Consider the following 13,222-nt stretch of genomic DNA (forward strand, 5'->3'; position numbering starts at 1 on the left):
ACCTTAAATTTGTTAGCCATATTGCATCTCCTCTACTTTTAGCCTAAATTTAGTGTACCTTCATAGTGAATTGGTATTATTTGAGATTGGAATTCGCGGAGATAACAGTTCCCTCGCTTCTAGTAATTCCTGTTAGGCTGGATTGAATTCGGCTTCTGTTGGGAGACCCACTCATGATAAATTCAAGTTTCTTTAAACATCACAATACATTCATAATTTTCTAGATCGAGAAATCGGTCAACTTGCAAAGTTCCTATTTGTTCAAATCCCTGTTTTTGGTGAAACATTAGGGAACGAGTATTAGCTATTGGCTGGGTAACAATAAACAGCGAAATAAATGAATTTGGAAAAAATTGATAAATTTCTTTATACATAAATTGAGCAACACCTCTACCCATCCAATCTAACTTTGTTGCTACTCTTTCGAGATAAAAATGCCGATCGCTGGTGACTCTTTTCTTAAAAACCTCATCTTTCCAGATAATTTTATCCAAGATTTCATCAGATATTTTGGGTTGTGATATAGCCACAAATCCCACAATTTTCCCATCGGTTTTAGCGACAACAAAATATCTGCATGAATTATTTAAGCTTTGGACAATCTCATCTTCAGTAATTTGTGTTAGCAAAAAGCCGCGCTCGATCGACGTATTTTGACCGCGCGCATGAGAATTGTGAATATTGACGATCGCCTGTATGTCCTCTCCATCGCCTTCTCTAAAAGTTAGATATTCCATTGCATAGTGTGTAGGAACGCTGTCATACATTTGCGATTTTAACGCTCAGGTTTGTCTATTTTAACAGCTAGATATAGAGCGCATACCAGATTTAGTTTTGTAAATATTTTAGGGGCGATCGCCTTCGGACAATATCATGACTGTACGTATGTCTGCACTTGTGGGCGATCGCAAATAACTTCCAGGTAGCCTGGTAGATACTGGAAAACTCTCAGAATATTTTGACTTTCTCTTGACAGGACATAAAATATGCAGTAATTTAAGAAAAAATTTGAGTAAGTAAGATGATTGACTATCAAGAGAACGAAAACTTGTCTTTTGAGGAATATTACGACTTCTTAAAAAGGAGCGATCTTGGTAGTCAGTATCCCAAAGAGCGTTTTGAAGAAAGGATAAGGAAGCTCTTGACTGCTCGCTCAGTTGCTGTTACGGCTAGGAATGATCAAGGGAAGCTCATCGGGGTAGCCTTTGGTATTACGGATTTTGTTTATTTCCTTTTTGTCACAGACTTAGGTGTGGACAGGTCTTATGCAAAACGAGGAATAGGAAGTGAATTATTGGTTCGCATCCGAGAGATGGTTGGTGGGGAAGATGATATTACGGTCGTTACAGTCGCACATGAAACCGCAATGGGTTTCTATGAGAAGTGTGGATATATATCTGAGGACTGTCTATTTTGGAAACCTTGCAAACTTTGGAGTGAATTTACAGTCATTTAGCTCAGCAAAGGATGAGAAAATCAATGCCGTCCCACAGTTGAGACAAAGGGAGAGTTTGTCCGGTAATTGCCTCATGGAAGCCTTGCTGAATCCCTTCTAGGACAGTTTCAATGGGGTCATTATCAGTATCGATGTCAGTGTCTTGACGAATTTCTTGTTGCAGTTCTTTGAATTTTCCTTTATAGATATCTTCCCATTTATCGGACTGCAAGAATTTAATGAAAGCTAAGACTTCTTGTTGTTGGTCTGGCGATAAGACCTTCACATTTTCCAAAATGGCTTGTTCGACGGTCATAATTATCCCTTTTTTTTGATTGCTCTTCTACAATCTAGTAACAACATTATATCAAACGGGTGGCTTTACAGCAATTCAGGGGTGAGTTCAATTAAATTAGCTTGGGATACTCAGTTAGTTTATCCATTGCACTATTTCCTCTACTTACGCAGCAAAACTATTAACCAGTCTAACTGTAGGTCTGTCTGCACTTGTGGGCGATCGCAAATAACTTCCAGGTAGCGTCGCAACTGCTACAGTGTTTCCCAACAGATCGAAGAATTCAACGCTATAACCTGTTTCTAGTCCTTCAACGTGATGCTGTTCTACAACTGTACCGATCTCGCCGGCATAAAGTCCTTCTTCTGGAAAGTTGCACAGCAAGATGACATCTGAATAAAGTTGATAGTTCATATTGTCCTCTGTTAACTTGTTAATCAGGAATCAACAGAATCAGTTCAAAATGACTGCTAGATAGTGAGCAATAACTTTGATATTTTCTCTTCTTTTAAAGCTGACTCAAGCACTGGATATGACTGTTTAGTTAATAAAACCACAATTTTAGAGTTGGAGCTTTTGCTGTTTTTTAACTCTACAAACTCATTTAACCCTTGAACCCCATATTCAATGATTTTTCTATTAGCACTATAATCCTCGCGGTGCATATCTGGTTCCACAGGATGTATGATTCCCAAGGGTCTGTTAGACTCAACCGAAGCTTTCACCGTGAAACGTGAGCCTCCGTTAAGAGAACTTTGGATAAGAATCACACCTGCTCCAAGCCCTGCTTGAATGCGACAAGATTTCACAACTGAAAAAGTATCTTGCTTCTTCAAAGGAGGAATTTCAGAGACAACAAGTCCACCATTTGTCAAGATGCGTTCAATATTAATTTCCGACTGCTTTGGCAAAGATCGGAAAGAGGGTTTAGCTAATCCACTGCCTACCACTCCGATTACCTTTGCAAAGCAATTGTTCTCCCGATCTAGAATTGAAAAAGTGTCTATGCCATCAGCTAAACCATTACAGATGACCCAACCTTTTGATGAAAAATATTTACCAACTCGTTCGGCAATTATTTTGCCATTTTCATTTGGCTTCCTTGTCCCAATGAGAGTAACGATATCTTGATCTAGTAAAGATAGGTTTCCCCTAAAAAAAAGTATCGGTGGAGGATCTTTTAAATCCAAAAGCTTCTTAGGATAGTTTGCATCTACAACAGAAGTGAAACCAATTTCATAAGATTCACATTCAGCTAGTATATCCTCAGCTTGAGAAATAGCTTTTTCAATTTCTAAACCTGAATACTTTTTTCCCACCAATGCTAGAAGTTTAGTAAGGCTAGCATTAGCATTTTCACTTGACCAATAATGGTAAATATTTTGTATAGTAACCAGACTTTTCTTTACAAATACAGCCCCGACTCCCTTGAGAAGAGAGAATGCGAGAATAATCAAGCTTAGTTCCGAATTTCGTTTCATACTATGTTCTCCGTGTATCCGCATCCATCGCCTTTATATTGAGGTGGAACGCAGGAGTAAAACTTCTGCCCAGTTTGCCTATTAATCTTTACTTGCAGTTGTTTAGTCTGACCATTGACTGAACATCTAGGACAGAGCTTACTGCTATTTACAGATGTTATCAGATGAAACAAAGCAATGAACAGAACATTATTTGCTCCTCTAGCGCGTAGCTTCTCTGCCAGAGCATCTGCTGTAGCTCCAGTAGTATACTGATCATCAATTATTATGACATTTTTGCCATTGACATTCACTCCCTCCTGCAAGATCAGGTTACTACGAACGAACCTCCGCCGATCACCTGCTGAAGGTTGTCTGCGAGTTGAAGAATCTACTCCCTCATTCCACTCAAATATACTGAGGCAATTCCAGGAAGCTGTCCTCTGCCCAACAAGTTCAACAATGAGGTTAAACAATTCCCCCATTTTATTCCTTGGTTGCGTTGTGCGCTTGTCCGGGACATAGGTAAATATATCCCATAAAAAGGCTCTTTCCTCTAGGATACGGTCTATATAAGTTATGACAGAATCCCGAAGTGTAAATAATAACTCTCTGCTTCTATCCGCCCGATTGAACTCGAAGTATTTCTCCGTAGTATGGTATTTATCGCACTCACCCTGAGACTGCCTAGCCAAAATTCTGTGAGCAGTCAAGCTTCTATCTGGCAGAAAGTCATCACGACGCGGTTTCCTTGCTAAGTAACTTACCGCACCCCTACAACCAGCTTCCAAGCAAAGCAAATTCTGTAAAGGATTTCTCAGAATATTTAGTATGTCATCATAACTCTCAGCGTAGTATGTAGAACCGCTCTTAATGTTTTTAACATAATCACCTATCCCGTCTCTAATCTCTAAATTTGTTGATTGATAGAATGAAGTTAACACTGTTGGTACTCGTAGTCCTCGACCCAGTTCAATATCTAACCAAGAGTCACCAAGCACGTAACAATTACTATCAGAAATATCTATGCTTTGCGAACGCAAAAAATTAAGAGTCTTTAAGGTATTAGGTTTATCTGCAAGCGACAGTGCAGCAATATTCCCAAAATACTCTTTGACAATTGTATTGACATATTTGGGATGCGAATCAGAGACAATAATACACTGAAATCCGAGACCTGTTGCTTCGGAGATAAATTCTCTAGCACCCTCAAAGATTTCAATCCGTGATAAATCTGTTTGCTCCTGCCCATCTTTCATGGGTTTCAATGCGATATCTGCGGTATTTGTTAAAGTTCCATCCAAATCTATTAACAAAACTTTACGCTCGGCTAATACCCTGTTGTTCGTGGGAATTCTAATCATGGAATTCTCAAAGTTGCTCGTACTACTACCAGTGAGTGTATTGCACTAAACCTATCAAAACCGAATACGCGGCATAGGTAGTGTGAGTCTAACAAGGGGCTTCAACCCCTTGTTAGACTTCATTTTAAACCCTAGCTGCCGCCAATCCGGGCGACATCGCGAGCATTTTCTTCAAACGCAGCCGTCAGCGCATCATCACCGCTTAAACCCGATGCGATCGCCCTTTCAATAGCCTGCAACACCCGCTTATAATCCCTTGGCATCACCTTCACAAACACCGGCACCATCGAGTCCCAATTTGCCAGAACCTTCGATGCCTTCGCACTTCCAGTCAAATCAACGTGAGTTTGAAGCATCTGCCGCAAATCGCTAATTTCCTCAACATCCTCCAATTTTTCCAAATCCACCATCGACATATTGCAGCGAGTAGCAAAATCCCCCGCCTCATCCAAAATGTAAGCAACACCGCCACTCATACCCGCTGCAAAATTGCGCCCGGTTTCGCCCAAAACTACAACTTTGCCGCCAGTCATGTACTCGCAACCGTGATCGCCCACACCTTCAACTACTGCGTTAACGCCGGAGTTACGCACCCCAAAACGTTCGCCCGCCATCCCTCGGATGAAAACCTCACCAGCAGTCGCGCCGTAAAGCACTACGTTACCGACAATCACGTTTTCCTCAGCGACAAAGGTAGAAGCTGGCGACGGATACAGGATGATTTTGCCACCGCTGAGCCCCTTGCCGAGGTAGTCGTTAGCTTCGCCTTCGAGCTCCAGGGTGACACCCTTGGGCACGAATGCGCCAAAGCTTTGTCCAGCGCTGCCTTGGAAGTGCAGGTGCACCGTGTCATCCGGCAAACCTTCCCAGTTGCGTTTGGTGATTTCGTTGCCGAGAATTGTGCCGACAACGCGGTTGACATTGGTAATTGGCAGTTTGGCGTGGACTTTTTCGCCGTTTTCGATCGCACCTTTGCACAAATCCAACAACACAGTCATATCCATCGACTTTTCCAAACCGTGATCCTGCGCCATCTGGCAATAGCGCCCGACATCCGCCCCAACCTCCGGCTGGTAAAGGATTTTCGAGAAATCCAAACCCTTAGCCTTCCAGTGTTCCACCGCTTGCTGAGGTTCCAAAACATCAGTCCGCCCCACCATTTCATTCAGCGTGCGGAAGCCCAACTGCGCCATAATTTCCCGGACTTCCTGCGCGATGAAAGTCATAAAGTTTACCGTGTGCTCGGGGTCGCCGGTAAAGTTTTTCCGCAGCAGCGGGTCTTGCGTCGCCACGCCCACCGGGCAAGTGTTCAGGTGGCAAACGCGCATCATGATGCAGCCCAATGTCACCAGCGGCGCCGTCGCAAAACCGAATTCCTCAGCGCCAAGCAAGGCAGCAATTACTACATCGCGGCCAGTTTTCATTTGACCGTCAGTTTCCACGACAATCCGGCTGCGGAGATTGTTGAGTACCAAAGTCTGGTGAGTTTCCGCCAGTCCCAATTCCCAAGGTAAACCCGCGTGTTTGATCGAAGTCTGCGGCGAAGCGCCGGTGCCGCCGTCGTAGCCGGAAATCAACACGACATCGGCGTGGGCTTTCGCAACCCCCGCCGCGATCGTCCCGACTCCAACTTCCGACACGAGTTTGACGCTAATCCGCGCTTCTCGGTTGGAATTTTTCAAGTCGTGAATCAATTCGGCCAAATCTTCGATCGAATAAATGTCGTGGTGAGGAGGAGGCGAAATCAATCCCACACCCGGAGTCGAGTTCCGCACCTTGGCAATCCACGGGTATACTTTTTTACCCGGCAACTGTCCGCCTTCACCGGGTTTCGCGCCTTGCGCCATCTTGATTTGCAGTTCCCGCGCTTGGGAAAGGTACAAGCTGGTAACGCCGAAACGCCCGGAAGCAACTTGTTTGATCGCGCTGTTTTTCGAGTCGCCGCGATCGTTCGTCCAAGTGTAGCGATCGGGATCTTCGCCACCTTCACCGGTGTTCGATTTGCCACCAATGCGGTTCATCGCTACTGCTAGCGATTCGTGGGCTTCTTTAGAAATCGAACCATAACTCATCGCCCCAGTTTTAAAGCGTTTGAGAATAGATTCGATCGGCTCAACTTCCTCAATGGGTATCGATTCCCGCTGTTTGAATTGCAACAAACCGCGCAAGGTAAAATGCTGCTGGTTTTGTTCATTAACCAGCCCAGAATACTGTTTGAAAAGCGTATAACTGCCCTCGCGCACCGACTTTTGCAGCGCGTGAATTGTCTGCGGACTAAACAAATGCGCTTCGCCTTCTTTCCGCCACTGATATTCGCCGCCAACATCGAGAGTATGTCCGCTGGATGGGCGGTCTGGGAATGCGTGATTATGGCGTAAAATTGCTTCTTGGGCGATTACTTCGAGGTCTACCCCTTCAATCCGCGATGCCGTCCAAGCAAAGTATTTATCGACTACGGATTTGTTCAAGCCGATCGCCTCAAAAATCTGCGCGCCGCGATAACTTTGAATTGTGGAAATCCCAATTTTCGAGGCAACTTTCGTCACACCTTTAGTTGCCGCTTTGACGTAGTTTTTGCACGCTGTTTTGTACTCGACATTTAGCAGCAATCCTTCGCGGATCGAATCGGCGATCGTCTCAAAGGCCAAATACGGATTAATCGCGCCGCAACCGTATCCAATAAGTGTCGCAAAGTGATGCACTTCCCTCGGTTCGCCGGATTCGAGCACGAGTCCCGCCCGCGTGCGCGTACCTTTACGGATCAAGTGGTGGTGCAGGCCTGCAACTGCCAGCAGCGCCGGAATTGGGGCTTTGTCTGGACTGATGCCCCGATCGCTCAAAATGATGATATTCACCCCGGAGGCGATCGCGCTGTCTGCTCCTGCAAAAACCTCTTCTAAGGCTTGTTCAAGACCTTTTACCCCGCTTTTGGGGTCAAACAAAATCGGCAGTGTAATCGACCGGAAATTGCCCTCATTTACGTGTTTGAGCTTAGCTAATTCTTCATTGCTGAGAATCGGCGTTTTCAGTTCAATCAAATGACAGCTTTCGGGTTCTGGTTTGAGCAAATTGCGTTCAGCGCCGATCGTAGTTTCGGCAGAAGTTACAATTTCTTCGCGGATAGAATCGATCGGCGGATTGGTAACTTGAGCAAACAACTGCTGGAAGTATTCATAAAGCAGTTTTGGTCGATTAGAAAGCACCGCCAGCGGCGTATCCGCACCCATCGCGCCGACAGCTTCCACACCATCTTTTGCCATCGGTGCTAACAGCAACCGCAGTTCTTCAAAGGTGTAGCCAAAGGCCATTTGCCGCTGCAATAATGTTTCGGGATGAGATTCTGCTACTGCAGGCGCATCTTTCAGTTTGGCTATTTCGACCATGTGCTGGTCGATCCACTGGCGGTACGGGTGTTCTGTGGCGATTTTGGTTTTAATTTCCTCGTCAGAGACGATGCGGCCTTCCTCGGTATTTACCAGGAACATCCGCCCCGGTTGCAAGCGGCCTTTTGATACAATTCGTTCTGGGGCGATCGGCAAAACTCCGGCTTCCGATGCCATAATTACCAAGTCGTCTTTGGTAACGCAGTAGCGGGAAGGGCGCAAACCGTTGCGATCGAGCACGGCCCCGATCGATGTACCATCGGTAAATGCGATCGAAGCTGGGCCGTCCCAAGGTTCCATCAAGCAAGAATGGTATTCATAGAAAGCTTTTTTCTCGTCACTCATGGACTCGTGGGCTGTCCAAGGTTCGGGAATCATCATCATTACAGCGTGCGGCAAAGAACGCCCGGCCAAATTCAGCAATTCCAAAGCATTGTCAAAAATCGTCGAGTCGCTGCCTTCGATATTGATTAAATTGGGGATTTTCTTTAAGTCATCGCCGAATAGTTCCGACTCGAACAGCGATTGCCGCGCGTGCATCCAGTTAATGTTGCCACGCATCGTGTTAATTTCGCCGTTGTGGGCGATGTAGCGGTAAGGGTGCGATCGTTCCCAACTCGGAAAAGTATTCGTGCTGAAGCGCGAGTGAACCAGGGCTAGAGCGCTTTCCATGTCGGGGTCGTGCAGGTCGGGATAGTAATCGCCGACTTGCACGGGCATTAACATTCCTTTGTAGACGATCGTCCGACAGGAGAGAGTGGAATTGTACCAGTAGGGGTCTGTGTTAGTCCTGCGGATGGCATTGTGAGCACGCTTGCGGATGACGTACAGTTTCCGCTCGAAAGCCGCCTCATCGATACCTGCGGCCCGCCGGAGGAACACTTGCTGCATGAAGGGTTCGCTAGATTTGGCGGTGTCGCCGAGGGACGAGTTGTCCGTGGGAACATCGCGCCAGCCCAGCACTTCTTGGCCTTCTTCTGCGGCGATTTCCTCAAAAATGCGTTTGCCGTTTTCGCGTTCAGTTTGATTTGGCGACGAGTAAATCGCGCCAACGCCGTACTCGCCGGCTTCGGGAAGTTCGATGTTGAGGCCCGCCGTTACTTTCTTGAGAAACTTGTGGGGCACCTGCATCAAAATCCCCGCCCCGTCTCCGGTGTTGGGTTCGCAGCCACACGCGCCTCGGTGGTCGAGGTTCAATAGGATTGTCAGTGCCTGCTCGACAATTTCGTGGGATTTGTTACCCTTCATGTGTACGATGAATCCGACTCCGCAAGCGTCGTGCTCGAACTGCGGATCGTACAAGCCTTGTTTTTGTGGCAGTCCGTTGCTGTTCATTTTGATGTGTCTCTCAAAGTGGTGAAAAGATGTTGATCTAGAGTAGAGGGTGGGATGCCGATCGATCTAGTATCATGTATTATATGTGGATCTACTCAATTAGGTAGAGTTACCAAAAAATCCCAGCTTTTTATATTCGAGTAAAAAAATAGTTAAAGCCGATCACTTAACTATGGAACCCGGAGGTCTAAATATTTATGCTTAAAGACTCTTCAATTATGTGAATTATTAAACCGCAGAGGCCGCAGAGAGCGCAGAGGAACAGAGATGAGTAATTCCGATACCAACTCACATCTTGCACTATTGTTAATAAGCTTTTCAAGGGCGGGCAAGATGCCTGTTCCACAAAATTTACTCTCTGTGGAACAGGCCGGAAAGCCTGTTCTTGAGAAATGAGTTTATAGCATTGTTAATGCGACTGTATCCTCAGCGTCTGGGTGACATTCTCCACCAGCATTTTGCCTTCTCATCCGCGATGAACCTTTCTGAAAAATTGCAAAAAGTCGATCGACTCAAAGCCTGGTTGGATAGCTTTCGTCCGCTTTCTCCCACGCTGGTTGCAGAATTGAAAAAACTCTACGATGTTCGGTTTACTTATCACTGCTTCACAGAACTTATCCAAAATTATTCAAGTCTAACTATTCAACCAGGTTTCATCCCAGAGGGTCTCTAACCAGATGCTAGAATTTTTGCAGCAGCAGTCTCAAGAGCTGGATTAGGATTCACCTTTAATCAATATTCAAGAACCAGCGCCCTTTCTATGAAGATTTGATGTAGATTGGGGCGATCGAGCGAATAACAGGTGACAACAGCTATGTTGGTTTTGCTATGGTTGTTAAGGCAGGTCGATCGGGCTGAGCACAACTCTTGCAAAACTCTAGAGTCGGCTAACCAATCCCCGCAGGTGGGCTTCGGTTTTAACTATAGATTAGTTAATCTCAAAAAATAACGTCGTTTACCAAAGGATTCAGCAAGGAATCCTCAAGGAGTGAAAATCATGGTTCAGATTCAAGAAATTTCTCAAGTATCTACCCTGCACGCACCTGCAGCATCCTACGGAATAGCCGCTACAGAATTGCGGCCTTGGGGCTCATTTACGACTCTAGAAGAAGGCCCAGGATATAAAATTAAGCGGATCGAAGTTAAGTCTGGACATCGCCTCAGCCTGCAAATGCACCACCACCGCAGCGAACACTGGATCGTGGTTTCTGGTACTGCAAAAGTTACTTGTGGCGAAACTGAACAAGTTCTGTTTACAAATCAGTCTACCTACGTTCCTCAGTGCATTTCTCACCGCCTGGAAAATCCGGGAGTTATCCCTCTGGTTTTAATTGAGGTGCAGAATGGCGAATATCTCGGAGAAGATGATATTATCCGCTTTCAAGACGATTATGCCCGTACAGAAAAGGCTAAGTAACTCAAGTTGCTAAAAATATAGGGGTAAGGTGCGCGGCCCGGCGCACCCTACATTCTCCGGGTAAGGTAGAGGGCGAGGCACATTCTACATTTTCAAAACTCAACATTACTTCCAAATTACCAATTACCAATTACTCATAATGATTCATCTGAGCAAAACAGCAGCAACAGAAGTAACGCGCCTCAAGTCGAAGCATCCAAACCCCAATGCTTTATTTCGTCTGGGCGTGGAATCGAGTGGCTGCTCCGGTTTGTCTTATACAATGGCATTTGACGATGCGCCAGCCCCAGAAGACGCTGTATGCGAGTCGGAGGGAATTTCCGTTGCGATCGACCCCCAGCACTTAAAATATCTCAATGAGCTCACATTGGATTATTCAGAAGACTTGATGGGCGGAGGTTTCCGATTTCACAATCCCAATGCCGCCCAAAGCTGTAGCTGCGGCAACTCCTTTTCTGCTAAGGAATAACCAACCTGTAGGGTGCGTCAGTTGCAGATAATTCTTCAATTCTAAAATAGATTGACGCACCTGACAAAATAAGGAATAACCAATATGATTTAGAGTGCGTCAGTTGCAGAAAATTATAAAAGTTTAAATTTAAAATCTAAAATATCAAATCTAAAATCTAAAATCTAAAATCTAAAATCTAAAATCTAAAATCTAAAATATCAAATCTAAAATCTAAAATCTAAAATCTAAAATCTAAAATATCAAATCTAAAATATCAAATCTAAAATATCAAATCTAAAATATCAAATCTAAAATCTAAAATCGTATGATGACACTTAAAGACTTAGAAAAAGTCCAAAAAACCTTCAAAGAAGCCGGTCAAGACTATCAAGTTGAACTAGAAAGCGGGAGAATTATCATTGTGGGCCCGTCAGACATTGTATCTAGCGAAATTGGCATTCGCTTGAGTGCCTTTCTCTTCGTTTGGGTGAATCCCCGCCGTTTGGGTCGAGTTTTTGACTCCGCAGGCGGCTTTATTTTACCTGATGCTAACCTTACAGCACCTGATGTTTCTTTTGTCCGAGCCGCACGTCTCAGGCAAAGTCCCCGTTATTTCGGAGAATTAGTCCCAGACTTCGTAGTAGAAATTAAATCACAGAGCGATCGCATTAAACCGCTAGAAAAAAAGATTCTAAATTTTCTAGAACTCGGAGCACAAGTGGGGATTCTGATTGACCCGGACGAAGAAACTGTTACAGTTTATCGTCAGGAATGTGAACCAATTGTGTTGGGAAATGAAGATATTTTGACAGTTGCCGAACTTTTCCCTGGTTGGGAATTGCCAATTTATGAACTGTGGCCACCAATTTTTACTGAAGCAGAAACTCAAACTGAAGCCTAATAAAGTTTATGCAGGTTTTACATGGCCAGAAATGCGAAAAGCCTCTCTTCTCTTCCTCTGTGTCCTCTGCGCTCTCTGCGGTTAAATAATTCCTATGCAACCGTAAACGATATCAGTGCAATGGAAAAGCTTTCAATCAAGCTGGCGTACCGAGAATAATCCACTGCATTAACTGCTGCCACTCGGGAGATTGAGCTAATAAATCTGCATCGAATTCATTTCCCGCATCCTGGGAAAACTCGGCGAAAGCTTCCGCCCAATTAATTACTGTTTCCACAGGCAAATAAGGCGTATAATTCCAAGAACGCTGCAAAAACTCTACCATCTCAACAGCATGACCGGTGCGGTACAAATACCAAGCAATCCAAACTAAGGTACTGTACTTGATTTGCTTTTCCAACAAACGTATTTTGTCCGGCAACTCGGGGCGGGCAAAAAAATTGTCCATCACTGCGGCGAGGGATTTAGCCTGCGGTAAACCTTTGTACATGGCGCTTTGTTCGTGCTGGCGGTAGCAAACAGTTACTTGTTGCAACCACTCTGCTTCGCATCCCATTAAGGCTAAACGCAGCACTAAATCTGTATCTTCCGCCGGGGGAAATCGAGGATCAAATCCGCCGGCGCGCTCTAACCACTGACGGCGAAATACCATCGCACTGGGTAATACTGGTTTCCATCGCAGCCACATTTCTAAGTCTAATTTAGGGACATTTTGCCAGGGTTTGACATCTTTTAGCGGTTCGCCTATACTATTAACTAGACGCCAGCCGCTGTGAACTATTCCTAGATTTGGTCGCGCTGCAAATACAGCCATTTGTGCTGCTAATTTGTCGGGAAAAAAGTAGTCGTCAGCATCGAGAAAGGCGATAAATTCTCCTCGCGCTAGCTCGATGCCGTGATTTCTGGCAATCGAAACTCCTTGATTTTTTTGGTAAATGTAGCGAATTCGATCGCCATATTTCTCTAAAACTAATCTAGTGTCATCTTTGGAACCGTCGTCTATGACAATAATTTCCCAGTTAGCATAGGTTTGGTGCAGAACGCTATCTACGGCTTGGCCGACGTAATCCGCGCAGTTGTAAGCCGGAATTACTACGCTCACCTGCGGAGTGCGATCGCTCGTAACATTACTCATAATTAATTATCTTAAATTCGATTGCGTCTTTATTTTACAATGAGCG

Annotated in this window: 12 protein-coding genes; 5 read left to right on the forward strand and 7 right to left on the reverse strand. The window is 45.0% G+C overall.

Translation table 11 applies throughout. The features are described 5' to 3' along the window. Nucleotides 1–182: 182 nt before the first annotated feature. Entirely contained in the window at nt 183–767 is a 585-nt protein-coding gene (locus Q5691_RS15110) for a GNAT family N-acetyltransferase (protein WP_333217089.1), read from the reverse strand. Between the two features lie 254 nt (nt 768–1,021). On the opposite strand from Q5691_RS15110, the gene Q5691_RS15115 reads away from it, so the two are divergent. Further along, a complete protein-coding gene (locus Q5691_RS15115) occupies nt 1,022–1,456 on the forward strand; it encodes a GNAT family N-acetyltransferase (protein ID WP_333311961.1) in 435 nt (144 codons plus the stop codon). A gap of 1 nt (nt 1,457) precedes the next feature. On the opposite strand, the gene Q5691_RS15120 is transcribed toward Q5691_RS15115, so the two are convergent. The 5 genes from Q5691_RS15120 to gltB form a co-directional block, all read right to left on the reverse strand. Beyond that, nucleotides 1,458–1,751: a hypothetical protein gene (locus tag Q5691_RS15120; RefSeq protein ID WP_333311962.1), complete on the reverse strand. Its 294-nt coding sequence runs from the start codon at nt 1,749–1,751 to the stop codon at nt 1,458–1,460. 144 nt (nt 1,752–1,895) lie between these two features. Further along, complete coding sequence (locus Q5691_RS15125; protein WP_333345456.1) at nt 1,896–2,144, reverse strand: DUF4926 domain-containing protein; 249 nt, start codon at nt 2,142–2,144, stop codon at nt 1,896–1,898. Between the two features lie 56 nt (nt 2,145–2,200). Next, complete coding sequence (locus Q5691_RS15130) at nt 2,201–3,211, reverse strand: DNA-processing protein DprA (RefSeq protein ID WP_333345458.1); 1,011 nt, start codon at nt 3,209–3,211, stop codon at nt 2,201–2,203. Beyond that, nucleotides 3,208–4,554 (reverse strand): hypothetical protein, encoded by a 1,347-nt coding sequence (locus Q5691_RS15135; protein WP_333345460.1) that lies wholly within the window; start codon nt 4,552–4,554, stop codon nt 3,208–3,210. The genes Q5691_RS15130 and Q5691_RS15135 overlap by 4 nt, the downstream gene beginning before the upstream one ends. Nucleotides 4,555–4,685: 131 nt before the next feature. After that, nucleotides 4,686–9,272 carry a glutamate synthase large subunit gene (gene gltB / locus Q5691_RS15140; protein ID WP_333345462.1) on the reverse strand — a complete coding sequence of 1,529 codons (4,587 nt, stop codon included), beginning with the start codon at nt 9,270–9,272 and terminating at the stop codon, nt 4,686–4,688. Between the two features lie 412 nt (nt 9,273–9,684). Between gltB and Q5691_RS15145 the strand changes: the two genes are divergently transcribed. The 4 genes from Q5691_RS15145 to Q5691_RS15160 all read left to right on the forward strand — a co-directional run bounded on the left by Q5691_RS15145 (nt 9,685) and on the right by Q5691_RS15160 (nt 12,041). Continuing rightward, a complete protein-coding gene (locus tag Q5691_RS15145; RefSeq protein WP_333345464.1) occupies nt 9,685–9,945 on the forward strand; it encodes a hypothetical protein in 261 nt (86 codons plus the stop codon). A gap of 324 nt (nt 9,946–10,269) precedes the next feature. Further along, nucleotides 10,270–10,689, forward strand: coding sequence for a phosphomannose isomerase type II C-terminal cupin domain (locus Q5691_RS15150; RefSeq protein WP_333311967.1), 420 nt, complete (start codon nt 10,270–10,272; stop codon nt 10,687–10,689). A gap of 139 nt (nt 10,690–10,828) precedes the next feature. Beyond that, nucleotides 10,829–11,158, forward strand: a complete 330-nt coding sequence (locus Q5691_RS15155; RefSeq protein WP_333070615.1) for an iron-sulfur cluster assembly accessory protein — start codon at nt 10,829–10,831, stop codon at nt 11,156–11,158. Nucleotides 11,159–11,468: 310 nt separating this feature from the next. Then, a complete protein-coding gene (locus Q5691_RS15160) occupies nt 11,469–12,041 on the forward strand; it encodes a Uma2 family endonuclease (RefSeq protein WP_333345505.1) in 573 nt (190 codons plus the stop codon). A gap of 136 nt (nt 12,042–12,177) precedes the next feature. Here Q5691_RS15160 and Q5691_RS15165 read toward each other — a convergent pair whose 3' ends face one another. Beyond that, entirely contained in the window at nt 12,178–13,176 is a 999-nt protein-coding gene (locus tag Q5691_RS15165) for a glycosyltransferase (RefSeq protein ID WP_333345466.1), read from the reverse strand. Nucleotides 13,177–13,222 lie beyond the last annotated feature (46 nt).

The organism is Microcoleus sp. w1-18aA5 (assembly GCF_036701705.1).
Taxonomy (GTDB): domain Bacteria; phylum Cyanobacteriota; class Cyanobacteriia; order Cyanobacteriales; family Microcoleaceae; genus Microcoleus.

Excerpts from the sequence above, each read along its gene's own strand:
- Q5691_RS15130 (WP_333345458.1), bottom strand. The coding sequence starts at position 3,211 with ATGAAACGAAATTCGGAACTAAGCTTGATTATTCTCGCATTCTCTCTT.
- Q5691_RS15155 (WP_333070615.1), top strand. The coding sequence starts at position 10,829 with ATGATTCATCTGAGCAAAACAGCAGCAACAGAAGTAACGCGCCTCAAG.
- Q5691_RS15125 (WP_333345456.1), bottom strand. The coding sequence starts at position 2,144 with ATGAACTATCAACTTTATTCAGATGTCATCTTGCTGTGCAACTTTCCA.
- Q5691_RS15110 (WP_333217089.1), bottom strand. The coding sequence starts at position 767 with ATGTATGACAGCGTTCCTACACACTATGCAATGGAATATCTAACTTTT.
- Q5691_RS15115 (WP_333311961.1), top strand. The coding sequence starts at position 1,022 with ATGATTGACTATCAAGAGAACGAAAACTTGTCTTTTGAGGAATATTAC.
- Q5691_RS15150 (WP_333311967.1), top strand. The coding sequence starts at position 10,270 with ATGGTTCAGATTCAAGAAATTTCTCAAGTATCTACCCTGCACGCACCT.
- Q5691_RS15120 (WP_333311962.1), bottom strand. The coding sequence starts at position 1,751 with ATGACCGTCGAACAAGCCATTTTGGAAAATGTGAAGGTCTTATCGCCA.
- Q5691_RS15135 (WP_333345460.1), bottom strand. The coding sequence starts at position 4,554 with ATGATTAGAATTCCCACGAACAACAGGGTATTAGCCGAGCGTAAAGTT.
- Q5691_RS15160 (WP_333345505.1), top strand. The coding sequence starts at position 11,469 with ATGACACTTAAAGACTTAGAAAAAGTCCAAAAAACCTTCAAAGAAGCC.
- gltB (WP_333345462.1), bottom strand. The coding sequence starts at position 9,272 with ATGAACAGCAACGGACTGCCACAAAAACAAGGCTTGTACGATCCGCAG.
- Q5691_RS15145 (WP_333345464.1), top strand. The coding sequence starts at position 9,685 with ATGCGACTGTATCCTCAGCGTCTGGGTGACATTCTCCACCAGCATTTT.
- Q5691_RS15165 (WP_333345466.1), bottom strand. The coding sequence starts at position 13,176 with ATGAGTAATGTTACGAGCGATCGCACTCCGCAGGTGAGCGTAGTAATT.